General features: G+C 55.3%; 19 protein-coding genes. 14 read left to right on the plus strand and 5 right to left on the minus strand.

Features of this window, described 5'->3' with window-relative positions:
* The first annotated feature begins 6 nt into the window (after positions 1-6).
* On the plus strand, positions 7-576 hold the full coding sequence (locus METMA_RS0102960) for a hypothetical protein (protein WP_020157577.1): 570 nt from the start codon (positions 7-9) through the stop codon (positions 574-576).
* 58 nt (positions 577-634) lie between these two features.
* On the opposite strand, the gene rsfS is transcribed toward METMA_RS0102960, so the two are convergent.
* Genes rsfS through METMA_RS0102975 form a run of 3 tightly spaced genes read right to left on the minus strand, consistent with a single transcriptional unit; the run spans position 635 to position 2886 of the window.
* Positions 635-976, minus strand: coding sequence for a ribosome silencing factor (gene rsfS, locus METMA_RS0102965; protein ID WP_020157578.1), 342 nt, complete (start codon positions 974-976; stop codon positions 635-637).
* Positions 977-1008: 32 nt separating this feature from the next.
* A complete protein-coding gene (gene nadD, locus METMA_RS0102970) occupies positions 1009-1629 on the minus strand; it encodes a nicotinate-nucleotide adenylyltransferase (RefSeq protein ID WP_020157579.1) in 621 nt (206 codons plus the stop codon).
* Positions 1630-2886, minus strand: a complete 1257-nt coding sequence (locus tag METMA_RS0102975) for a glutamate-5-semialdehyde dehydrogenase (protein WP_020157580.1) — start codon at positions 2884-2886, stop codon at positions 1630-1632.
* A gap of 247 nt (positions 2887-3133) precedes the next feature.
* Here METMA_RS0102975 and METMA_RS27370 point away from each other — a divergent pair, with 247 nt between their 5' ends.
* The 6 genes from METMA_RS27370 to METMA_RS23805 are packed head-to-tail and all read left to right on the plus strand — an operon-like array spanning position 3134 to position 9913.
* On the plus strand, positions 3134-3286 hold the full coding sequence (locus METMA_RS27370) for a hypothetical protein (protein ID WP_020157581.1): 153 nt from the start codon (positions 3134-3136) through the stop codon (positions 3284-3286).
* Positions 3287-3296: 10 nt separating this feature from the next.
* Entirely contained in the window at positions 3297-3905 is a 609-nt protein-coding gene (locus METMA_RS0102985; RefSeq protein ID WP_020157582.1) for a cupredoxin domain-containing protein, read from the plus strand.
* Positions 3898-5523: a cbb3-type cytochrome c oxidase subunit I gene (locus METMA_RS0102990; RefSeq protein ID WP_020157583.1), complete on the plus strand. Its 1626-nt coding sequence runs from the start codon at positions 3898-3900 to the stop codon at positions 5521-5523. The genes METMA_RS0102985 and METMA_RS0102990 overlap by 8 nt, the downstream gene beginning before the upstream one ends.
* A 1-nt stretch (position 5524) precedes the next feature.
* Positions 5525-6175: a c-type cytochrome gene (locus tag METMA_RS0102995; RefSeq protein WP_020157584.1), complete on the plus strand. Its 651-nt coding sequence runs from the start codon at positions 5525-5527 to the stop codon at positions 6173-6175.
* A 10-nt stretch (positions 6176-6185) separates the two neighbouring features.
* Positions 6186-8606, plus strand: a complete 2421-nt coding sequence (locus METMA_RS0103000; RefSeq protein WP_020157585.1) for a cytochrome c3 family protein — start codon at positions 6186-6188, stop codon at positions 8604-8606.
* A 59-nt stretch (positions 8607-8665) separates the two neighbouring features.
* The gene (locus tag METMA_RS23805; RefSeq protein WP_020157586.1) at positions 8666-9913 is read left to right on the plus strand and encodes a peptidylprolyl isomerase; all 1248 of its coding nucleotides are present in this window, start codon (positions 8666-8668) and stop codon (positions 9911-9913) included.
* Positions 9914-9930: 17 nt separating this feature from the next.
* On the opposite strand, the gene METMA_RS23810 is transcribed toward METMA_RS23805, so the two are convergent.
* Positions 9931-10488 carry a TlpA family protein disulfide reductase gene (locus METMA_RS23810; protein WP_020157587.1) on the minus strand — a complete coding sequence of 186 codons (558 nt, stop codon included), beginning with the start codon at positions 10486-10488 and terminating at the stop codon, positions 9931-9933.
* Positions 10489-10626: 138 nt separating this feature from the next.
* On the opposite strand from METMA_RS23810, the gene METMA_RS0103015 reads away from it, so the two are divergent.
* The 5 genes from METMA_RS0103015 to METMA_RS0103035 all read left to right on the plus strand — a co-directional run bounded on the left by METMA_RS0103015 (position 10627) and on the right by METMA_RS0103035 (position 17811).
* Positions 10627-11976, plus strand: coding sequence for a TolC family protein (locus METMA_RS0103015; protein WP_020157588.1), 1350 nt, complete (start codon positions 10627-10629; stop codon positions 11974-11976).
* A gap of 10 nt (positions 11977-11986) precedes the next feature.
* Positions 11987-13081 carry an efflux RND transporter periplasmic adaptor subunit gene (locus tag METMA_RS0103020; protein WP_020157589.1) on the plus strand — a complete coding sequence of 365 codons (1095 nt, stop codon included), beginning with the start codon at positions 11987-11989 and terminating at the stop codon, positions 13079-13081.
* Positions 13078-16365 (plus strand): efflux RND transporter permease subunit, encoded by a 3288-nt coding sequence (locus METMA_RS0103025; protein WP_020157590.1) that lies wholly within the window; start codon positions 13078-13080, stop codon positions 16363-16365. The genes METMA_RS0103020 and METMA_RS0103025 overlap by 4 nt, the downstream gene beginning before the upstream one ends.
* Before the next feature lie 135 nt (positions 16366-16500).
* Entirely contained in the window at positions 16501-16884 is a 384-nt protein-coding gene (locus tag METMA_RS0103030) for a GFA family protein (RefSeq protein ID WP_020157591.1), read from the plus strand.
* 60 nt (positions 16885-16944) lie between these two features.
* The gene (locus tag METMA_RS0103035) at positions 16945-17811 is read left to right on the plus strand and encodes a M28 family peptidase (RefSeq protein ID WP_020157592.1); all 867 of its coding nucleotides are present in this window, start codon (positions 16945-16947) and stop codon (positions 17809-17811) included.
* A gap of 155 nt (positions 17812-17966) precedes the next feature.
* On the opposite strand, the gene acnB is transcribed toward METMA_RS0103035, so the two are convergent.
* Positions 17967-20537 (minus strand): bifunctional aconitate hydratase 2/2-methylisocitrate dehydratase, encoded by a 2571-nt coding sequence (acnB, locus tag METMA_RS0103040; RefSeq protein WP_020157593.1) that lies wholly within the window; start codon positions 20535-20537, stop codon positions 17967-17969.
* 74 nt (positions 20538-20611) lie between these two features.
* On the opposite strand from acnB, the gene METMA_RS0103045 reads away from it, so the two are divergent.
* Both METMA_RS0103045 and ppdK read left to right on the plus strand, forming a co-directional pair.
* On the plus strand, positions 20612-21556 hold the full coding sequence (locus tag METMA_RS0103045; protein WP_020157594.1) for a histone deacetylase family protein: 945 nt from the start codon (positions 20612-20614) through the stop codon (positions 21554-21556).
* Between the two features lie 31 nt (positions 21557-21587).
* Positions 21588-24338 (plus strand): pyruvate, phosphate dikinase, encoded by a 2751-nt coding sequence (gene ppdK / locus METMA_RS0103050; protein ID WP_020157595.1) that lies wholly within the window; start codon positions 21588-21590, stop codon positions 24336-24338.
* Positions 24339-24400: the final 62 nt, after the last annotated feature.

A 24400-nucleotide genomic window follows, 5' to 3' on the forward strand; every position in this document is an offset into this window, starting at 1 on the left:
AACAATATGAATATAAAACAATGGCTGCAAGTCGAGTATTTGCCGATTCCGCTGATCGCTATCATGGCGCTGACGCGCTTTCATCATTTCGGCGATGTTCTGCATCTGCCCGATGCCTCGCTGGCGGTTTTCTTCTTCGCCGGCTTTTACCGCAAAAAAGCCTTATTCGCCTTTTTGTTATTACTGGCCGGCTTGATCGATTATGTCGCGATCGCAAACGGCACCAGCGCCTGGTGCGTGTCCCCTGCCTATGTATTTCTGGTTCCGACCTATGCGGTCATGTGGTTGGCGGGCCGTTACTGCTCGAAGTTCAAATCATTTAACGCACCCGAACTGGCCATCTCGGTCGGTCTGATGGCACTGGCCACCTCAGTTGCATTCGTCATCTCGAACGGCAGTTTCTATCTATTTTCAGGACGTTATACGGATTTGTCATGGGCGCAATACGTTGCTCGCGTGGCACAGTATTATCCGCCTTATGTAGGCTTCGCCATGGTTTATGGATTAGCCGGTTACCTGATTATCAAGCTATTGAAATCAATGCCTGACTTACAGGCAGCACATAAAGAAGTTTGAAGCTGTTTCCACAGAGGGCTTTAAGCCCTCTGTGCCACTAATGTTCTGCCCGTACCAATCAGACTACTTCTTTGGCCCGGTCAACCGACCACAATTTTTCCAGTTGATAAAACTCGCGTGCCTGGGCCGTCATCACATGAACGATGACATCGCCCAGATCCAGCAATACCCAGTCAGCGCCTTGGTCGCCTTCGATGCCGAGCGGTCTAAAACCGCTCTCTTTGACTTTTTCCGATACGTACTCGCATAAGGACCGAACATGACGATCGGAAGTACCGGTAGCGATAACCATATAATCGGTAAAACTGGTTTTACCCCTGACATCTATTGTGGTGATGTATTGTCCTTTGCGTTCATCCAAAACGGTCTGGACAATATTTAATAACTCATCTGTTCGCATTCAAATTCCTATAGTCAATAAATTATGAGAGCTTAACTCTCGTAAAGCTTATGTTGCTTAATGTATTCTATGACAGCATCAGGCAATAAAAAACCCGGATTGTGTTTTTCCGCAATCATTTGTCTGATAGCCGTTGCCGAGATTTCAAGCTGTGTAACTGGCTGAAAGAATAATTTGCCGGCCGGCGCCTGCGTGAGCTCGCTTATCCCGTTAGCCTTTTTGGCCGCGAAATAGCCGTCAAGTTCCTGTAATTGAACCCCTGGCCGCGTCATGACGACGATATGCGCATAATCGAACAACTGCTGCCAGCAATGCCAGTTGGTCAGATTTTTAAACGCATCGGCCCCGACAAACAGTATTAAAGTCTGTTCGGGGAATTCCAGCCTGAAGGATTTTAGCGTATCGATCATATAGGACCGACCCGCCCTGTCCAGTTCCCGGGTATCGATGACAAAGCCGGACTGATTTTGAATAGCCAGTTCCAGCATCCGCACGCGCATCAGCGCCGTGGCGGCTGGTTGTTCGCGATGGGGGGGATGGGCGCTGGGCAACAAGCGGATCTCGGTCAACCCGAAAACTTCCTTGACTTCCAGCGCCGGGCGCAGATGACCGTAGTGCACCGGATCGAACGTGCCGCCCAAAATACCGATCATTTATTGCCGGATATGGCCATCGCCGAGCACAATGTATTTCAGCGAGGTCAGGCCCTTCAAACCGACCGGGCCGCGTGCGTGCAGTTTGTCAGTGCTGATGCCGATCTCGGCGCCCAAGCCATATTCAAAGCCGTCGGCAAAACGCGTCGAGGCATTGACCATGACCGAACTGGAATCGACTTCCCTCAGGAAGCGTCGGGCCAGCGTGTAGTCTTCCGTGACAATGGCTTCGGTATGGCCGGAACTGTACCGATGGATATGCTCCATGGCCTGATCCGGCCCATCGACAATCCGGATCGATAAAACCGGCGCCAGGTATTCGCTGCGCCAGTCTTCCTCGGTTGCTCTTTTGCACCCTGGAATCAGGGAGCAGGTTTTCAGGCAGCCGCGCAATTCCACGCCTTTTTCCTCATATTCCCTGGCCAGTCTCGGCAATACTTTCGCGGCAATGCCTTCGGCCACCAGCAATGTTTCCATGGCATTACAAACCCCGTAACGATGGGTTTTGGCATTAACGGCTATGTTAATGGCCTTATCCATATCGGCTTTATCGTCGATATAGACATGGCAAATGCCATCCAGGTGCTTGATCACAGGGATCGTGGCCTCCTTGGAAATACGCTCGATCAGGCTTTTGCCTCCACGCGGCACGATCACATCCACGTACCGGTCCATCGTGATCAATTCGCCGACGGCCGCGCGGTCCGCAGTCGCCACACATTGCACCGCCTCCACCGGTAAGCCGGTCTCCGCCAGACCTTTGGTGATACAGGCTGCGATCGCCTGATTGGAATGCAGCGCTTCCGAGCCGCCTCGTAGAATACAGGCATTGCCCGATTTAAGGCACAAGGCCGCGGCATCAACCGTCACATTGGGACGAGACTCGTAAATAATGCCGATCACGCCCAACGGCACGCGCATTTGCCCGACCTGTATGCCGCTGGGCCGGTAACTTAAATCGCTGATTTCACCGACCGGATCAGGCAAGGCGGCCACCTGTTTCAGACCTTCGATCATCGCCTGGATGCGCGCCGGTGTTAAGGCCAGCCTGTCCAGCGATGCCGCATCCAGACCGTTTTGCCTGCCGGCCTCCAGATCCTTGGCGTTTTCCGCAATCAGCATGTCTCGATCGGCTTCGATGATTTCCGCTATTTTCAGTAAAGCCTGATCTTTCTTGTACGATTCGGTTCGACTGATTTCTCTCCCCGCTGCCCTGGCGTTAAGGCCCAGACTGCTCATATATTGTTTGATTTCCATGATTCTCTCTCAAACGGATCTAAATTAACTTTCCATTATAAATCGATTCCATGCCCATTGACAGTAAGCATTTCTACTTAGTTATTTCTTATTTTTCAAACAGATAAATTAAAAATTGACTTTTCATCCGTTTCATCATTACATTCGGAATTGTCAGTCTCGACAAGCATCCGCTCCATCCGCCGGATCGGCCGAACCTCCGGCATCGCTCTAGAAGCAATAACAATAAAAAAATCGAGGAGAAGCTATGACTCAATTAAGCGAAGAAGAACGCGAAAAAATCATCAAGAGCCCGCCTGTTGGCACCTGGGCTCTGATGCTAATGGTTGGCGCCGGCATGGTTGCCGCCTGGCTGTTTCTCTATTACGGCGTATTTCTGCCGCGTGGTGCTATAGACTAAAGGGGACCTTATGAATACCGACCCATTGAAAAAGAAATGGTCCAGTGCAATCCAGTCCTTAGCCGAGCAGTTTAAAGGCGACCCTGTTCATATTGATCCGTTGGAAAAAAAATGGGTATACGTGATACTGGGCATGGCCGGCCTGCTTGTCGGCATCATTATCATAGATGCGCTGTTTCACGGCATTAATCCTCCCAGCCATGTTGAAACCATCGATTCAGCCCGCCTGCATCTGAGCGAGGAATTCGCCGAGGACAACCTGGGCGTTCAGGTTGATGAAAGCGGCAATATAACGGTCCGGATAGTAGCCGGTCGTTACGGATTTTACCCCAAACAGGTTACCGTCCCTTCCGGCACGACTTTAACATTCCGCTGGGCCAGCATGGATGTCTTGCACGGCATTCACTTGCCCATGACCAACATGAATACGATGATACTGCCGGGCTATGTCGCAGAGCTGAAGACCGATTTTCCAAAACCCGGCAACTACCCTTTGCTATGCAATGAATATTGCGGCATGGGACACGATCACATGTGGGGCAGTATCACAGTCGTCGCGAAAGAACACTGGACCGCACCGGTAAAAACAGCTTCCAAAGGAGACAGCAGTCATGAATGATGCTGAAGAAAAAAAACTGGCGCTAAGCCATATGTGGATCGCTTTCGGGGCATTCCTTATCGCCTCATTCATGGGCGCCTATCAGGTTCTGGAACGCAGCGGCTTCCTGCCGATTATTGAGTCAAGCCGGGTTTATTTCGCTTCGGTCAGCAGCCATGGCGTATTGATGGCTTATGTTTTAACGGTTTTTTTTATACCCGGTTTTGGTTATTACACGGCCACGACCAGCCTGAAGCAGCCGGTATGGAACATAAAACTGGCCTGGGCCGGCTTCGGCGTGTCCCTGTTGGGCACGGTCCTGGCAGCCATCCCCTTGCTGACAGGTTCCGCTTCCGTACTCTATACCTTTTATCCGCCCATACAGGCGCACTCCTTGTTTTACGTCGGTGCCACCTTATTGCTTGCCGGCTCCTGGGTCTGGTGCTGGATCATGATTGTCATGATGGGGCAATGGAAGCAGGCCAACCCCGGACAGCCTGTGCCTCTGGCTATGTTCGCAACCGTGTCCAATGCCGTGTTATGGCTATGGACCAGCGTCGGTGTTGCCCTGGAAGTATTGTTTCAACTGATCCCTCTGGCTTTCGGCTGGATGGATACGGTCGATCCCGGACTGGCGCGCACCTTGTTTGCCTGGACCTTGCACCCCATTGTTTACTTCTGGCTGATCCCCGCCTACACGGCCTTTTATGTATTCGTGCCAAAGCAGGCGGGCAGCTATATACTGAGCGATGAACTGGCCAGAGTCTCCTTTATTGTGCTGGTCGTCTTCAGCCTGCCAATCGGCTTCCATCATTTATATATGGATCCGGAGCAGGCCAAAGGCTGGAAGCTATTGCACGGCATCGGTACATTTATCGTCACCCTGCCGACACTGCTGACCGGCTTTGCCGTGATTGCGTCGCTGGAAATAGCCGGCAAACTGCGCGGCGGCAAAGGCCTTTTCGGCTGGATTGGCGCCCTGCCTTGGCGCAACCCGATGGTGCTGGCCATGATTCTGGGCCTGATGATGCTGATGCTGGGCGGTTTCGGCGGCATCGTCAATGCCAGCTATGCCATGAACGCCATGATTCACAATACCGCCTGGGTTCCCGGCCATTTTCACCTGATCTTTGCCGGCACGACCGTCATCATGTACTTTGCCATTGCTTATTATCTCTGGCCAATATTGACGGGCAAGCCGCTGTTCTCGCAGAACATGGCCTTACTGCAGTTATGGACCTGGTTTATCGGCATGGTCGTCCTGAGCACTCCCTGGCACATTCTGGGATTATTAGGCCAGCCCCGGCGCATTTCCAGCGTTCAGTACAACAGCCCCCTTACCCTGGCATGGGATACATTTGAACTGGCCATGATTGTCGGCGGCCTGATAATGCTGGGGTCAGCTTGTTTATTTGTCTACAATCTGGCGAAGACTCAATTAAATTCAACAACTGAAACCTATAAAGGCGAAGTCGAATACGCCGAACCGATCTATCCGGTCGCTCGTTTGCCTGAATTTCTGAATGACTTCAAAATCTGGAACTGGGTCATAGCAGCCGCCATGCTTATCAGTTTCGGCTATCCTATTCTTCAGTTCTTTTTCATGGACACGTTCGAATCAAGCGGATGGGGGTACTAACATGAATAAAATAATCCAAACGGCATTGCTGGGTCTTTTGGCCACAAGCCTTGCACATGCCGAACCCTCCTCTCAAGTTGCCTGGACGTCCGACCAGCTGAACTTCGTAAAAAAAGGCAACAGCAAAAACGGCAAGGAATTGACCGCCCAGTGCATTGGCTGTCACGGCGAAAAAGGCATCAGTCCGACGCCTGGGTTTCCCTCGCTGGCGGGCCAGTTGGCAACCTATATCTACAAACAGTTGCAGGATTACAAAAACGGCCAGCGTACTCACCCGCTCATGACCTCGATAGCGGCGGGATTAAGCGACCAGGATATGGCCGATATGGCCGCCTGGTACAGTTCACTGCCGCCGCCCAGGAACAAAGCCGGCAATAAAGAGCTGGAAATTGCCGAGCGACTGGTATTCGAAGGCGACGGCAGGCGCACCCTGCCTCCGTGTTACACCTGTCATGGCCCCGAAGGGCAAGGCGAGAAAATGGATATACCGGCCCTGGCAGGGCAGCAGGCCGAATATTTCGCAGCCACACTCACGGCCTATAGAAATGGCGAGCGCCACAACGACATCTACAGTCGCATGCGCATACTCAGCCAGCAGCTGAGCGATACGGAAATACAAGAGCTTGCGCAATATTACCAGCAACTGCAGTGATGGTGAGACTATGAACATCCTGCCTATAGGCCTGTTAACCACGATGTTGGCAGGCAGCCTGTCAGTCCTGCCGGTTTTCGCCCAGGAAACGCCCGGGACGGGCAGCAGTAAGATTTTTAAGGCGAATGAACAGAAGCCGAAGAACGATTACAACATCACCATCAATTATGAACTGGGGATGCACTGCACCGGCTTTGACTTTTCTTACTGTTGCGTCCTGCCGCCCTACAATTCCATCCAGAGCCAGGTCATTAAGACGGCCGGCTCTACCTATGAATTTCCGCGGTTGCTGGTCGCCGACCCGAATGATCCGACCGTTTTAGTTGACGGCGACAAACGCATGAAGCTTGAATACGGCCACGTCGGCAACACTTTTTCAGAAGGCACGAAGCTGGCTTACTGGAATATACCGTACGACGTAAACCACGATGGCAAATACGGCAATAATGAGAATGTGGCCAACGCTTATTTCACCCACCTGTATGTCTACAAGGGATTGAAAGGCGACAATCCCGACAACACCAGCAAGGACAGCGAAAAGCAGCGGATCGGCATCGAAATCCCCATCCCGCGCGATATGGGTCCGGCCGGCGCGGCGGCGCCGAGCCCCGTGAAAGGCGGCCATCTGCATTACACGGGCGATAAGGGCACCGTTGTTTATACCAAATCGCCGGTACTGGACAACGTGCCTATCGTGCTGACCAACCCGGGCATCTGGGATGCGCTGGGTCTGCCGTTGACGCCCTTCTATGACGACATGATGCGAAAAAGCCCGCTGGAAATCGTGGAAAGTGACATCCGGCCTTATCAGGAAGCCTGGGTGGGACTGGTCGACGCCAAAACCAATCAGCCCATTATCGATAGCCATTCCGGCAACCCCGTGAAATTCATCGGCACCAATCCGATCGATGTGCCCAACTGCTCCAACTGTCATTCCAATGAGAACGCCAATGGCGACACCTTCACTTTGTACAAACAGGAAAAAGCGTTCTGGAAAGGTCTGGGCGCCAGCGATTACATGGCCGATTTAAAGGCCACATCCATTTCCATTTTACAGATCCACGACGCCCGCCACGGCACACAGTTTACGGCCAAATACGATCCATCGAGCCGAGCCACCCAAAACCGCTTGGGCGCCGATCCGGTTTTATGCCAGCAATGCCATGCCGATAACGTCATCGGCGTGCTGCAATCGAAGGGTGTCGTCGAAGTCATTTCCGGCGGCCAGAAAATTGAAGGCGACAATCCGATTCCGCCCCTGTCGCAAGCCTTGCACCGGGTTCATCAGACCATACGCCCCATGCCCGACTCGTACGGCCGCACCGGCACCTGCGCCGGCTGCCATCCTTCGCACAGGCAGGACGGCTCCATGGACGGCTATGCCATCACGGCGGACGGCAGGAATTTTTACGCCTCATCCGACAACCGCGACTCCAAAGGCGGGTGTTTTGCCAGCCGCGACGTCCATTCCAACCCCGACAAGGATAAAGACGGCGTCGGTACCCCCGAGCATCTGAATGAAATCGGCAAATGGATACAGGCCAATGTCTCTAAAATCGGCACCGGCGAAGGCGGCAACGGCGTCTGGTGCACCAACTGCCATACCCAGCTCTCCAGGGAACTGTATCAGCGAGATGATTTGGAAAATGCCTTCAAGCAAACCGGCAAAACCATCCGCGACCAGTCGCTGGATGACATCGCCAAGGCGATAGGCGTCGACCGCAGAACGCTGGAAGAACAGTATCTTGATCCTAAAGTGGTACCGGATGAAAACGGCCATGATACCCCCGGCAAATCCGGCATTCTGAAAACCTGGGCCAAGGACCACATGGTGCCTGACATTGCCGTCATTGCCACCAAAGACGGCAAACCGCTGGTGACCAAGGATGAAGACGGTGATATTAATGTCTCGATATTATCGGCCAATCCTTCGGTAAAAATGTCCGCGTTGACAGTGCCGGAAGACGCCAACGGCGTCACGGCGGTCTCCTATGACGCGGCCTCACACGGTCGGGACTACTGGCTGGCGCCCGGCGAGCCGCATTGCGCCGACTGTCACGCGCCGCCCTACGTCGAAGGCCAGGGCGGCGTAGCCTTCCCGATCAATCAGCCCGGCAAGTACAGCCTGATGCGCTATTCGAAAGGCCATGCCGGCCTTGCCTGTCAGGCTTGTCACGAGTCCATCCACGGCTTGTACCCGGTAACGACGGCAGTCGACACCACGACTTACAAACAGGCCCCGCAATACAATCCGGACGGCAGCCACGGTCCGCTGTTATGCGCATCCTGTCATCAGACCAACCAATTCGGCGTGCCGGTTGTCGCGGAAGCGTTGACCTGGAACGGCAAGAAAATCAAGGATGATCTGGATGCGGCAATCAGCTGGATACATGCCAACGCGCCGGATTTGGGCGGCAAAAATCCTAAATAACCGCAAAACGCCGATGGGCATTGCCCCGTCGGCATGGATGCAACGATGAGACAGTTTTTATGCCTATAAAGAAGATCGGTTTATTATTCTGGCTTGCCTGCACCATTAGCGGCGCTGCCGTCGCCGACACGGTGCTGGTCAAAGTCGGCAACGGCCAGGTTACCGAACAGCAACTGGAAAAAGCCATGAGTGCGGCGCCTTTCGCCAGTCAGTTTCCGGCGATGGATGAAAAAGACCAGGCCTACCTGCGCGGCGACATGCTGATGCGTCTGGCCCGATCGGAAGCGCTCTATCAGGAAGCCGTCGCCTCGGGCATGACCGAAACCCAGACCTACAGGCAGGAAATGAGCAATTTCCGCACGTCCCTGCTGGCGCAACGTTATCTGACGCATCTGCGCGATCAGATCAGCATCCCGGCAGCCTTGGAAAGCCGACTGAAAGACGACTTGAAAGGCAACGGCGACGCGCTTATGGCGGCCCGCGCCGCCTATATTGCGCGGCAATTCAAGAATTTGAAGGAAAGCCGCATAGCCGAGCTTAAACAACAAGCCCGCATCAAAACTTATTTCGAACGTCTGGATAAAAATACAAAAGCCGATACCGTACTGGCGGAAGCGACCGGCTATACCATTAAATACGCCGATCTGATGCCGCCTCAAGGCGCTGTTAGCACAGATCCTCAACCTATTAAAGACAAGGTCAACGAGTGGCTTGAACTAATGCTTCTGGCACGTGCGGCAGTAGCCGAGGGCATTGACGTTGAAACGCAAGTGGCCGATTACGGGCACTATCTGGGCGCCAAAATGCTGCTGGCGGCACAGGAACGGCAATGGATACCCGACGATAAAACGCTGCTCGATTATTTCCATAAACATCCGGAGATCGGCTACATCCCCGAACGCAGGCAAATCGGCCAGCTTGTCGCGGCCACCAGGGAACAGGCCGAAGCCCTGCGCCGACGCATACAGGCCGGTGAAAGCCTGTTTAAACTGGCGGCCGAATACAGCATCGATCCGTATGGCCGCGAGCATGCCGGCGATATGGGCTGGCTGCAGGAAGGCAGCGGTTTCGACGCGGTCGAACAGGTCCTGAAAATACTGCCAAACAATCAGGTCAGCGATATTATCCAGACCCCCAGGGGCTGGCACCTGGTCATGATCGTGAACCGCAAGCCTGCCGAGCATAAAGAATTTGCAGGGATAAAAGATAGGGTAAAACAGGCCTTGATCGCCGAGAAAATGACGGCTTATCTGGAACAGGTCATGGCCAGGCATCCGCTGGATTGGCAGATAAAAGACCGTATTTGATACTTGAGCCCGGCCGGTCACTCAAGCAACGGTTTGACGATCGTGTCGAATGCCTCATCATTAAAGATACCGGTTTGCATGAAGACCGGCCGGCCTTCGCGATCGATGATAACGGTAAAAGGCAGAACGCCGGCCGGGTCGCCCCACTGATTCAATAACTCATATTGCTGGGCGGGGTCGGCGCGTAGGATTGGATAATTGATTCCCAGGGTACGGGCATAGTTGCGTAATTTTTTTGTCTCATCGAGACCGATGCCGATAATCTGCAGTCCCTGCCCTGCATAGGCCTGCTGATATTTCATAAAATACGGAATTTCAATCTGACAAGGACCGCACCAGGTCGCCCAAAAGTTCAGCATGATGACTTTGCCGCGCCACTCAGACAGATTATGCTCTTTTCCATCGAGGTCGTTCAGGATCAAAGCAGGTAGAGCCCTGACCTTGTTTACCGGCCTGATATGTTCGGTCTGCGCAGCCATGGCGGGCGCGCAGAATCCTATAGCGCCTGACAATATTGCGGCCATACCGACATACCATATCGGGAGCACTTTTTCTTTTTTAACCAATTTAATCATAATGTTACACGCCAATGACTTAAGAGATTGAGATAAACCGAAACAGAGTCGATAGACTATATTAATAATTCCTAATATACTAAAAGTATATCCAGGCTGATTTTCCGACTGCAAATAACAAAAAAAACGGCATACACCATGTTTGACCTATCAAAATACGCTACCTCCGCCGCTACGGCTTTATTACTGGGCTGCATAGGCTTTTCCGCCCCGGCCGTCGCCGAAAGCAACAACTACACACTCGAACAAGCCGTCAATTATGCGCTGGACAATAATCCGAGCCTGCAGGTCATGCATGAACGCATTGCCCAGGCCGAAGCCCAGGTCGGCGAGGCGCTGGCCAGCTTTTATCCGCAGGTCAAAACGCGGCTTTCCTACGAGCATTCCGACAACCCTGCCCGCGCGTTCAGCATGGTTATCTCGCAGCGGCGGCTGGACTTAGGCGGTACTGACTTCAACCATCCCGGCGGTGTCGACAATTACCGCCCGGAAGTGATCGCCACTTACTCGCTCTTTAACGGCGGCCAGGACTATCAAAACAAAATAGCCGCCGAACTGGGCGTGGACGCGGCCACACTTGAGGAATCGGCGACGCGCAACCAGCTGATTCAGGCAGTCACCTCGGCATTTTACAGCGTGCTGGCCGCCAAGGAAGCGCATAAAGTGGCTCAGCGCTCCATTGATGCGGTAAAAAGCGAGCTGGAGCAAAGCCGTACCCGCTATGAAGCCGGAACCGTACTCAAATCCGACGTGTTATCGCTGGAAGTGCAACTGGCCGAGGCCCAGGATGCCGAAATCCAGGCCGCCAATGCCATAGAACTGGCTCAAAGCGGACTCAGGACCCTTATGGGAATCGATGCCAGTGGAGAATTCGGTATCGCCGAAAGTTCGGTCTGGCAACTGCCGCAACTCGATAAATCTTTTGAAACGCTGCTGACTCAAGCAATCGCACAGCGCCCCGAATCGGAAGCCGCCCAGAAACAGATTGAAATTGCCGAGCGCAAGCTTAGCGCCGCCAAAGGCGCTCATCTGCCCCGAGCCGATGCTTATCTCAGCTACGGCTCCGACAGCAAGAACCTCGATTACTCGACCAACCGCGACAATGTCACCGCCGGCGTCCAGGTCGAACTGGACGTCTTCTCAGGTTTTCGCACCAGCGAAAATGTGAAAAAAGCCGAGAGGCAGCTTGCCGAAGCGAAGAAAATCGCCCGGAAAATACAGCTCGACATCGAAAATGACGTTAAAACCGCCTATCTGAAACTTCAGGAGGCATTGGAGCGGGTCAAAGTGACAACCGTTTCGGTCACGTCCGCGGAGGAAGCTTTCCGGCTTGTCAGCGAACAGCGCCAGGCCGATGTCGTCACCATCACGCGCTATATCGAAAGCGAGGTCGCGCGCGACAAGGCCAACTCGCGCGTCATCGCCGCCCGTTACGATGCCCTGCAGGCGGAAGCCGAACTCAATAAAGCGTTAGGTAATTGGAAATAAAGGAATCTTTATGACAGATCACAACCCGGCCATGAAAAACAAATGGCTCATCCCGGCCGCCGCCATCCTTGGGCTTTTCCTGGTCATTCTTTACGCGCTGGGACTTATCGGTGCCGGCGATAAAGTAGAGCCGGGCACTCAGGAAATTGCGGCAAAGCCTGTGCCGGCCAATGCACAGACGCTCGTGGTCGGCCAAAGCAAAACCGATGATGTCCAATTCTGGCCCGGTACAGTCCGTTCGCGCATAGTCGCCAATATTTCACCCAAATACACGGCGCGCATCACCAGCATCGAAGTCAATGCCGGCGACAGCGTCAAAAAAGGCCAGGTACTGGCCAGGCTGGACGAACGCGAAGCGACGGCGAGCCTGAATGAAGCCAAGGCGCGCCTGGCCGCAGCCAGGGCGCAGGCCGCCCAGGCCGTTGCCGATGAGAAACGAACCCGATTTCTCTATGAAAAACAGGCCGCCACGCGCGAAACTTACGATGCCGCCATCGCCCGCTCAAAAGCCGCGCAAGCCAATGTCAAACAGGCCGCCAGCGCCCTTGAGCAACTGCGCGTCTCGTTAGGTGAAAATACTTTGCACGCGCCTTTCAACGGCATCATTTCCAAACGGTTGAAAGATCCCGGCGACATGGGACTCATTGGCGAGCCTATCGTTATTTTACAAAAACCCGAGGATTTGCGTCTGGAGGTTGCGATTCCAAACTTCTGCGCCAGCCGCATCCGTACCGGCATGGAAGTCGATGTGCGCATTGATGCCCTGGATAAACATTTAACAGCCAAAATCGATGAGATCACCCCTCAAATCGATATAGAAACACGCACCCAGCTGGTCAAGGCCGCCCTGCCGAAAATAGAGGGGCTGCAACCAGGACTCCTGGCCTGGCTGCTGCTGAACTGCACCGAGGAACACCATGCCATTCTGATACCGGTATCCGCCGTGCGGCACTACGGCCAGCTCGAAGCAGTCGCCATCGTTAAAGACAATCACATCTATACCCGCCATATCCGCACCGGCAAGCAATACGGCGATCAAATCGAAGTGCTGTCCGGCCTGCGCGATGGCGAAACCATACTGATCAACAGCGGTTCACCCGAATGAGCGAGCATCAACCCAATACGACCGAGCCGGTAAAAAAAGACAGCTTCACGGTCAGCATCGTCAGACTGTTTACGACCTCGCAGCTGTCGTTGCTGTTTCTGATCATTTCCCTGCTGGCCGGCGCGGCGGCACTGATGCTGACGCCGCGCGAAGAAGATCCGCAGATCATCGTGCCGGTCATGGACGTGTTCGTGCAGTACCCGGGCGCCAGCAGCGAGGAAGTGGAAAAACTGGTCACGACGCCGGTGGAAGTCCTGTTGCGGCAAATCGACGGCGTGGAGTACGTGTATTCGATGTCCAGACCTGGCGAGGCCGTGATTACGGTCCGTTATTTTGTCGGCGAAGACCGCGAAAACAGCCTGATCAAGACGCGCGACAAATTGCTGGCCAACCTGGACATCATACCGGTCGGCGTGACCAACTGGGTGGTCAAGCCCGTGGAAATCGACGACGTGCCGGTCGTGCTGCTGACCCTGTCGCCGCAAAACGACCTGTATGATTCCATGAGCCTGCGGCGCATTGCCGACGAACTGATCGAGCGATTGCGCACGGTGGAGAACGTTGGCAAAAGCTGGGTCGTCGGCGCGGCGCCGCGGCGCATTTCCGTTTATCCGGATCCGGGCAAACTGGCCTCGCGCAATACCACTTTGCTGGAAATCAGGCAGGCGCTGATTCAGGCTAACATCAACGTGCAGGCCGGCGCATTCGAGCACAACAACCGCGAAATCCTGCTGGAAGCCGGCCCTTTCTACCGAACGCCGGAAGAAGTGGCCGCGACGGTCATTAAAAGCATCAATGGCCGCATTGTCTATCTTCGAGATGTCGCGCGCGTCGAGGACGGACCTGCCGATGTGCAGCACTACACCCGTATCGGTTTCGGCCCTGCCGCCGAACACATGCATACGGTCGGCCAGGCCGTAGGCGACCTGCCTCAGGCCGGTGAAGAACGGCAGATGGTGACGCTCGCCATCGCCAAGCGCAAAGGCAGCAATGCCGTCAGCGTCGCCGAAGACGTCATCAAAGCTACCGAAGAACTGCGCGGCACCCTGATTCCGGACGACCTCCTCGTGAGCGTGACGCGCAACTACGGCGAGACGGCCGACCATAAGGTCAACGAACTGGTCAAGCACTTAGGCATCGCGATCCTGACCATCATCGTGCTGCTGGCATTAAGCCTGGGCCTGAAAGAATCGTTCATCGTTTCCATCGCCGTGCCGATGACCTTCGCCGTCACGCTGCTGCTGGATCTGATCTTCGGCTATACCATCAACCGCGTCACGCTGTTCGCGCTGATCCTGTCGCTGGGCCTGCTGGTCGACGACCCGATCGTCGACGTCGAGAACATCCACCGTCACTACAAAATGCGCAAGGAGCCGCCGCTGCGCGCCTTGCTGACCGCCGTCGACGAGGTCCGGCCGCCGACCATCCTGGCGACCTTTGCCGTCATCCTGTCCTTCGTGCCGATGTTTTACATCACCGGCATGATGGGCCCCTACATGGCGCCGATGGCGTTTAACGTGCCGATCGCGATGCTGATGTCATTGATCATCGCCTTCACCGTGACGCCGTGGGCCAGTTACCGGATGCTGAAAGGCGATTACGGCAAGGATCACGGCGAACCGTTCGAACTGAAGCAAAGCGCCGGTTACCGCATCTATAACAGGATACTGGCGCCGTTGCTGGTTTCGCCGCGGCGCGCCTGGCTGTTTATCGGCGTGATCATCATCGCCTTCATCGCCTCCGCCCTGCTGGCCGTGACCCGGGCCGTGCCGCTCAAGCTTTTGCCGTTCGACAACAAAAACGAGCTGCAGCTGGTCATCGACATGCCCCGAGGCTCGACGCTGGAGCAGACTGACGAAGTCGCCCGGGCTTTAGGCCGCTACCTGTCCACCGTCAATGAAGTGACCGATTATGAATCCTATATCGGCCTGGCCTCGCCGATGGATTTCAACGGCATGGTGCGGCATTATTATCTGCGCCAGGGCAGTTATGTCGGTGAAGTGCGCATCAACCTGATCGACAAGGAGCACCGCGAGCATCAATCGCATGACATCGCCCTGCGCATACGGCCCGAAGTCGAACGCATCGGCAGAGAGTACGGAGCCAAGCTCAAAATAGTCGAGCTGCCGCCCGGCCCGCCCGTGCTGTCGACCGTGGTCGCCGAAGTCTACGGTCCGCCCGAAGCGAGCTACCAGAACATCATCAACGTCTCCAACCGCGTCAAGGCCGCTTTGGCCGAAACCGAGGGCGTGGTCGACGTCGACGACATGGTCGATGCCGAGCATGAAAAAATACACTTCCGCCTGAACCGCGAAAAGGCGGCCCTGAACGGCATTACCGCCGCTCAGGTTGCGCAAACCCTGCAGCTGGCCGTGCAAGGCTCGGCGGCAGGTTCCATGCATATCATGACCGAACGCAAGCCGCTGGAAATCTATCTGCAGCTGCCCCGGGCCATCCGTTCCACCCTGCCCGATCTGTTGTCGCTGCGCGTTAAATCGGACCAGGGTCATCTGGTGCCGCTAGGTGAAATCGGCACGATGTCCGTCGAATCGGGCGACACGACCATTCACCATAAAAATCTGCAAAGACTGTCTTATGTAACAGCTGAAATGGCCGGCCGCAGTCCGGTAGAAGCGATACTGGACATGTTCGACTACTTCGACGAGAACCCTTTGCCCGACGGTTACACGGCTGACATGGCCGGCGAAGGCGAATGGAAAATCACCGTCGACGTGTTCCGCGACCTAGGGCTGGCCTTTGGCGCGGCCATGGTCATGATCTACGTGCTGCTGGTCGGCCAGACCGGATCGCTGGGCATTCCGCTGGTGATGATGATCGCGATCCCGCTGACCATCATCGGCATCATGCCCGGCTTCTGGCTGCTGAACCTGTTCACGGAGCCGGTGGCGGGTTATCCGACGCCGATCTATTTCACGGCCACTGCCATGATCGGCATGATTGCGCTGGCCGGCATCGTGGTCAGGAACTCGATCATCCTGATCGACTTCATCGAACGCACTTACAACCGTGACCTCGAAACGACGCTGGCCGAAGCGCTGATAGAAGCAGGCGCCATCCGTCTGACGCCGATCTTCCTGACCGCCGCGGCCGCCGTATTCGGCTCCGCAATCATCGTGCTGGACCCGATATTCTCCGGGCTGGCCTGGAGCTTCATATTCGGCATCGTGGCGTCTACGCTGTTTTCGCTGGTCGTGATTCCGGTGGTTTATTTCCTGATCAAACGGAACGAGCCCAAAGAGCTGAATATAGAGACGGAATTGTAAAATCAAATTCCTAACCTCTGCAGTAGCTAATTTCTTACCGCGGAAGACACGAAGATTAAGTAAAAACTTCGTGTATTCTGTGGTATTTTTTGGCCTCACTATCAGCTAAATTTTCAAGCTAAAAGGCCAATTATTATGAAATATCAAGGCAGCTGTCATTGCGGCGGCATTCAGTTTGAAGTGGAGGCACCGGAGGATTTACAAGTGGAAGAATGCAATTGTTCCATTTGCGCGAAATCGGGCTTCCTGCATTTGATCGTGCCGAAATCGAAATTCCGGTTATTGAGCCCGGAAGAGAATATCAGCACCTATACTTTTAACACCGGAGTAGCCAAACATATGTTCTGCAGGACATGCGGCATCAAGCCGTTTTATATTCCGCGCTCGAACCCGGACGGTTACGATATCAATGTCCGCTGCCTGGATACAAAGCCCCGTTCGATAACCATAGAACAATTCGACGGTCAAAACTGGGAGAATCATGCGCACAAGCTGGCTCACAAAAGCCGGGAAGTCTGACAAATGCGAATGACATGAAAAAATAGTTAACCCAACTCAACCGTTGCTGTCCATAAAAACATGGCCGAGATATCCGTAGAACGACTGAAAACGCATGTGTACAAACTTGCCGGCGAGATTGGGCAGCGGAATATATTTCATCCGCAGGCGCTGGATGCCGCCGCACACTACATCACTGAGGAATGGCACAAGCAAGGCTATGAAGTCCGGTCGCATGTTTACGATGACCGAGGCGTCGAGCGCGCCAATCTTGAAATCACCTGTGAAGGCAAAAACCGCAATCGCGAATACATTCTGGTGGGCGCTCACTACGATTCGGTCATCGGCAGTCCCGGCGCCAATGACAATGGCAGCGGTATCGCGGCATTACTGGAACTGTCCCGCCTGTTCAGCGGCTTAAAGCCCAATGTCAGCCTTCGCTTCGTGGCTTTTGTCAATGAAGAGCCGCCTTTTTTCTACAGCGAAGAAATGGGCAGCATGATCTACGCCAAAGCCGCGAAACAGCGCCGCGAACCGATACGCTTCATGATTGCGCTGGAAACCATCGCCTGCTATAGGAATGACCCGGGCAGCCAGGCCTATCCGCCCATGCTTAAATACTTCTATCCCGACACCGGCAATTTTATCGCCTTTGTTTCCAACCTGAGATCCCGAGCCGTCATGCTGGAAAGCGCTCGAGCGTTTTCCGCGTCAACCGATTTTCCGCTGGAAACGATTGCGGCGCCGGACATAGTGCCGGGCGTTTCCTGGAGCGATCACTCATCGTTCTGGCGGCATGGTTATAAGGCGTTTATGGTGACCGATACGGCACTCTATCGGTACCCCTATTATCATGCGCCTGAAGATACGCCTGATCAGCTCGATTACGAGCCGTTTGCCAGAATGACTCAGGGGTTGTTTTTGATGTTGGCTTCGCTGACGGGTTAAGAACAAACTGTAGGGTCGAATTCACTTGTGCCCTATAGGGTATTCGACCCGGGACGCCTCGCTGCTGTTAAACCCTGTAGGGTATGCACCGCGTACCTTTTTCAAAAGTTGATAACTTTGAAAAGGTACGCGGTGCATACCCTACGCAAGGTCTGCTATTTATCTGTCTCTACGGCTTCGGCCTTCTCCCGATAAGCCTTGATCCGGTCAAAGTTCAGATAGCGGTAGGTGTCTGCCGCCGTTTCGTCGATCTGATGCGCGAACTGCATGTATTCCTCAACCGTCGGGATTCTGCCCAGTATCGAGCAGACGGCCGCCAGTTCCGCCGAGGCCAAATAGACGTTCGCATTATTGCCCAAACGGTTCGGGAAGTTGCGCGTGGAGGTCGAGACCACGGTCGCGCCATCCGCGACCCGGGCTTGGTTGCCCATGCACAGCGAGCAGCCCGGCATTTCCATGCGCGCGCCGGACTTGCCGAAAATGCTGTAATAGCCTTCCTCTGTCAATTGCGACTGGTCCATCTTGGTCGGCGGCGATACCCACAACTGGGTCGGCAGGCGGCCTGCATGCTTGTCGAGCAGTTTGCCGGCGGCGCGGAAATGGCCGATGTTGGTCATGCACGAACCTAAAAAGACTTCGTCGATCTTGGTGCCGGCGACTTCCGACAGCGGTCTGACGTCGTCAGGATCGTTCGGGCAGGCCAGCAGCGGTTCCTTGATTTCATTCAGGTCGATTTCGATGACTTCATAGTATTCGGCATCGGCATCGGGCTCCAGCAATACCGGATTAGCCAGCCATTCCTGCATGGCCTTGATGCGGCGTTCGATCGTGCGCGCATCGCCGTAGCCTTCGGACAACATCCATTTCAACAGTGTAATGTTGGAATTGATGTATTCGCGGATCGGCGCTTCATTCAGGCGAATCGTACAGCCGCCGGCCGAACGCTCGGCCGAGGCATCGGACAATTCAAACGCCTGTTCGACTTTCAGATCCGGCAATCCTTCGATTTCCAGGATACGGCCCGAGAACACGTTCTTCTTGCCTTTCTTCTCGACCGTCAGCAGGCCTCGCTGAATCGCCGCATATGGAATGGCGTTGACCAGATCGCGCAGGGTGATGCCGGGCTGCATTTCGCCTTTGAAGCGCACCAGCACGGATTCGGGCATATCCAGCGGCATGACGCCGGTAGCCGCCGCGAAAGCGACCAGGCCGGAGCCGGCCGGGAACGAGATGCCTATCGGAAAACGCGTATGCGAATCACCGCCGGTGCCGACCGTATCGGGCAGCAGCATGCGGTTCAGCCAGGAATGGATGATACCGTCGCCGGGGCGCAAGGATACGCCGCCGCGGTTCATGATGAAATCGGGCAAGGTATGCTGCATTTCCACGTCGACCGGTTTCGGATAGGCGGCGGTATGGCAGAACGACTGCAGCACCAGATCGGCCGAGAAGCCGAGGCATGCCAGGTCTTTCAGCTCATCGCGCGTCATCGGGCCGGTCGTGTCCTGGGAACCGACCATGGTCATGTGCGGCTCGCAATAGGTGTTGGGCCGCACGCCGGCCACGCCGCAGGCTTTGCCGACGATTTTCTGCGCCAGGGTAAAGCCTTTGCCGGTGTCGGCAGGACTGCCCGGGCGGCGGAAGACGGTCGATGCCGGCAAGCCTAAGGCTTTACGCGCCTTGTCGGTCAGGCCGCGGCCGATAATCAGCGGAATGCGGCCGCCGGCGCGCACTTCATCGAGCAGCACGTCGGTCTTGAGCGAGAATTCGGCGATGATTTCATCGCTGTCATGGCGCTTGACGGCACCCTGGTAAGGATAGATGTCGATCACATCGCCCATGTGCATGTTCGATACGTCGCACTCAAACGGCAGCGCGCCTGAATCTTCCATCGTGTTGAAGAAGATCGGCGCGATCTTGCCGCCTATGCAGACGCCGCCGGCGCGCTTGTTCGGCACATAGGGAATGTCATTGCCGGTAAACCATAATACGGAGTTGGTGGCCGATTTTCGTGATGAACCGGTACCCACCACGTCGCCGACGTAAGCGACCGGAAAGCCTTTCTGCTTGAGCTCTTCAATCTGCTGCTCGGCGTTGGTGATGCCCTCCCGGGGCATTTTCAGCATGGCCTTGGCGTGCAGCGGAATATCGGGCCGCGACCAGGCATCGGGCGCCGGCGACAAGTCGTCGGTATTCGTTTCGCCGGTGACTTTGAATACGGTTACGGTCAGTTTTTCAGGCACTTCGGGCTTGCTGGTGAACCATTCGGCCTCGGCCCATGACCTGAGCACCTGTTGTGCGAATTCATTGCCGGCCTCGGCTTTTTCCTGCACGTCGTGGAAGGCGTCGAATATCAGCAAGGTGTGCGAAAGCGCCTTGGCGGCAATCGGCGCCAGTTCCTGGTTGTCGAGCAGTTCGATCAGCGGCGCGATATTGTAGCCGCCCAGCATCGTGCCCAGCAGTTCGGTGCCTTTGGCGGCATCGAGTATGGGCGAAGTCGCTTCGCCTTTGGCGATGGCAGCCAGAAAGCCGGCCTTGACGTAAGCGGCTTCATCAACACCCGGCGGCACGCGGTTGGCCAGCAAATCGAGCAGAAACGCCTCTTCGCCTGCCGGCGGCTGTTTGATCAGCTCGACCAGACCGGCAACCTGCTCTGCATTCAACGGTTTCGGAACTATTTCTTCAGCTGCGCGTTCTTCAACATGTTTGCGGTATTGATCTAGCATGATGCTCCTTGTAAATAAATCAAATAATCGGTAGAAAGGAGGCTATTTTAACAGATTCTTGAAAGCGAGGCGTCGTGAAGACACTTTACTACAGCCATGCCGATTTCCTGCTTCATGACACGGGCATAGGCCATCCGGAAAGCGCCGACCGGCTCAGAAGCATAGCCGATGCCCTGGACACGCCCGACTTCTCCGGCTTGATCAGGCCGCAGCCGCCGCTCGGCACGGAACGGCAAATCAGGCTTGTCCATACACAGGCTCATATCGATACCGTGCTGAGCGCCGTACCCCGGCATGGACTGCATTATCTGGATTCCGATACGGTGCTTTCGCCCGGCTCGGGAAAGGCCGCCTTGCGGGCGATCGGCGCCGTTTGCGATGCCGTCGACAAAATACTGGCCGGTGAAGCCGACAACGCCTTCTGCGCGGTGCGCCCGCCCGGCCATCACGCCGAATCCGAACGGGCCATGGGTTTTTGCCTGTTCAATAATATCGCCATTGCGGCCGAATACGCCCGCACGCACCATCATCTTCAGCGCATCGCCATCGTGGACTTTGACGTCCACCACGGCAACGGCACGCAGGCGGCATTTTATGAGCAGCCGGCCGTGCTTTACGCCTCCAGCCATGAAATTCCGCATTACCCCGGCACGGGCTATCCAAGTGAAACCGGCGTCGGCAATATCGTCAACGTACCGCTGGCGGCCGGCGATTCAGGGGCGGAGTTCAGGCATAAATACAGCCGGATCATCCTGCCGGCGCTGAGAGCTTTCAAGCCGGAACTGCTGCTGGTTTCGGCCGGCTTTGACGCGCACCGGGACGACCCCTTGGCATCGATCGGACTCGTTGAAGACGATTATCGATGGGTTACTCAGGAACTGATGGAGATTGCCGGCATCTATTGCGGAGGCAGAATAATTTCAATACTGGAAGGTGGCTATAACCTTAAAGCCCTGGCTGCCAGTGCTGCCGTTCACGTCAAAACACTGTTGGCATACGAGGTACAAGCCGGCAAATAAACAGTTCTTCACTATTTTTCAGGGAACAGGCATGACAACTCGATACATTTATTCTTTTCACGAAGGTGACGGTAAAAATAAGGTGTTGTTAGGCGGCAAAGGCGCCAATCTTTGCGAGATGACCCAGATCGGCCTGAATGTGCCGCCCGGCTTTGTCATTACCACGGAAGCCTGCCTCGACTATCTGAAAAATCAACAATTGCCCGCCGGTCTCATGGATGAAGTCAAGCTGCAGATACGGATAGTCGAGCAGGCGACAGGCAAGGAATTCGGCGCGCCGGTCAGACCGCTGCTGGTCTCGGTACGCTCCGGCTCGGCGATTTCGATGCCGGGCATGATGGATACGATCCTGAATCTGGGCTTGAATCAAGCCACCCTGGAAGCGTTGATAGAACAAACGCAGGACCCGCGCTTCAGCTTTGATGCCTATCGGCGCTTTATTCAACTATTCGGCAAAGTTGCGCTGGGCATAGACGACGAAAAATTCGACGTGCATTTCGACAACGTCAAGCGACAGGCAGACGTCGAGGCCGATACGGATCTGAGCGCCGACCACCTGAAACAGATCTGCGAACTGTTCCTGCAGGTGGTGCGCGACGAAACCGGCCGGCCTTTTCCTGATAACGTGTACGAGCAACTGGAACTGGCCATCAAAGCCGTGTTCAATTCCTGGATGGGCAAGCGCGCCGTCGATTACCGGCGCGAATTCCGCATCACGCCGGAAATGGCCAATGGTACGGCCGTTAATGTCGTGGCGATGGTGTTCGGCAACATGGGCGACGATTGCGCGACCGGTGTCGGCTTTACCCGCAATCCGGGCACCGGCGCCAATGAAATGTACGGCGAATACCTGGTCAATGCCCAGGGCGAGGACGTCGTGGCGGGCATCCGCACGCCCAAGCCGGTTCAGGAACTGGCCGTGGAAATGCCGGAGATGTACCGGCAACTGGTTGAACTGCGCCATAAGCTCGAAAGCCATTACCACGAAGTTCAGGACTATGAGTACACGATAGAACGCGGCGTGCTCTACTGCCTGCAAACCCGCAACGGCAAAATGAATGCCACGGCCATGGTCAGAACCTCTGTCGAAATGGCCAATGAGGGCATGATCGATAAGGAACGGGCGTTGCTGCGCATTGATCCGGAGCTGCTGGAGCAATTGCTGCACCCGCAGCTTGACCCGAACAACAAGATCTCCGCGCTGACGCAAGGCCTGCCGGCATCGCCGGGCGCTGCCTGCGGCAAATGCGTATTTGATGCCAATACCGCCGAAATCATGGGCCGCGCCGGCGAAAAAGTCATCCTGCTGCGCGAGGAAACCAAGCCTGAGGACATCCACGGATTTTTTGCCGCCCAGGGCATACTGACCAGCCGCGGCGGCAAAACCTCCCATGCCGCGGTGGTCGCGCGCGGCATGGGCAAAGCCTGCGTGGCCGGCGCCGAGGATATCAGAATCGATGTCAGGTCGCGCCAGGCCACCGTCGGCCATGTCCATATACAGGAGGGCGACGTCATCACCATCGACGGCGGCTCCGGCTTGATCTATCTGGACGAAATTCCGACGGTCACGCCGTCTGTTTCCGGAGAACTCCAAACCTTATTGTCCTGGGCTGATCACTATGCCGAGCTGAAGGTGTACGCCAATGTCGATACGCCGGCCGGCGCCCGGCTGGCCATCGATTACGGCGCCGCCGGCATCGGCTTGTGCCGCACGGAACGCATGTTCAACGCCAGGGACCGCCTGCCGCTGGTCATTGATATGATACTGGCCGACAACCAGAAAAGCCGCGAAGCCGCATTGAAAAAACTGTTCCCGATACAACGGGAGGACTTTGTCCAGTTGTTTACCGTGATGTCGCCTCTTCCGGTCACGGTGCGCCTGCTCGATCCGCCCATGCATGAATTTCTGCCTAATGAGCAGCAGTTAAAGGACGAAATACAGGCGCTCAAGCAGTATGAAATTATTGCCAAAGGCCAGCGCGTCACACTGGAGACACTGGGCGAACATGACGAACTGCCGGCACCGTTCAATCGGCTCGGCAAGGATGTCATTCGCAAAGCCATCGCCAAGAAGCAATTAATGCTGAAAAAAGTTCGTGAACTGTATGAAGTCAACCCGATGCTAGGCCATCGCGGCGTGCGTCTGGGCATGTCGTATCCGGAAATTTACCGGATGCAGATCCGCTCCATCCTCGAGGCCGCCGCCATCTGTACACAGCAGGGGCTCCGGATTTCACCGGAAATCATGGTCCCGCAGGTCATTACCGCACAGGAACTGAAACGGGTAAGAGAGTATGTCCATGACATACAGCAGGACGTTGAAGCCCGCTATAGCCTCAAACTGAATTTCAAGTTCGGTTCCATGATTGAGACGGTGCGTGCCTGCACCCGCGCCGGGCAACTGGCGGAATTCGCCGAGTTCTTTTCATTCGGCACCAATGATCTGACGCAGGCGACCTTTTCTTTCTCGCGCGAAGACGCTGAGAACAAGTTTCTGCCGCTTTACAATGAAGTGGGGCTGCTTGAGGACAACCCGTTTGAAGTGCTGGATGTCAAAGGCGTCGGTCAACTAATGAAGATGACGGCGGAGTTGGGCCGCAAAACCCGGCCCGATATCAAAATCGGCATCTGCGGCGAACAGGCCGGACACCCCCAGTCCATCCGTTTTTGCCACCGTATCAAACTGGACTATGTTTCCTGCTCAGCGCCGCGCATACCGATTGCAAGGCTTGCCGCCGCGCATGCCAAACTGCTGGAGAATGGCTACAAGGAGAATGAATAACCCTGTGATTGACCGGCAATTGTCATTTTGAAATCTTTTTAACCACGAAGAACACGGAGAAA

Source organism: Methylobacter marinus A45, assembly GCF_000383855.1.
Classification (GTDB): Bacteria; Pseudomonadota; Gammaproteobacteria; order Methylococcales; family Methylomonadaceae; genus Methylobacter; species Methylobacter marinus.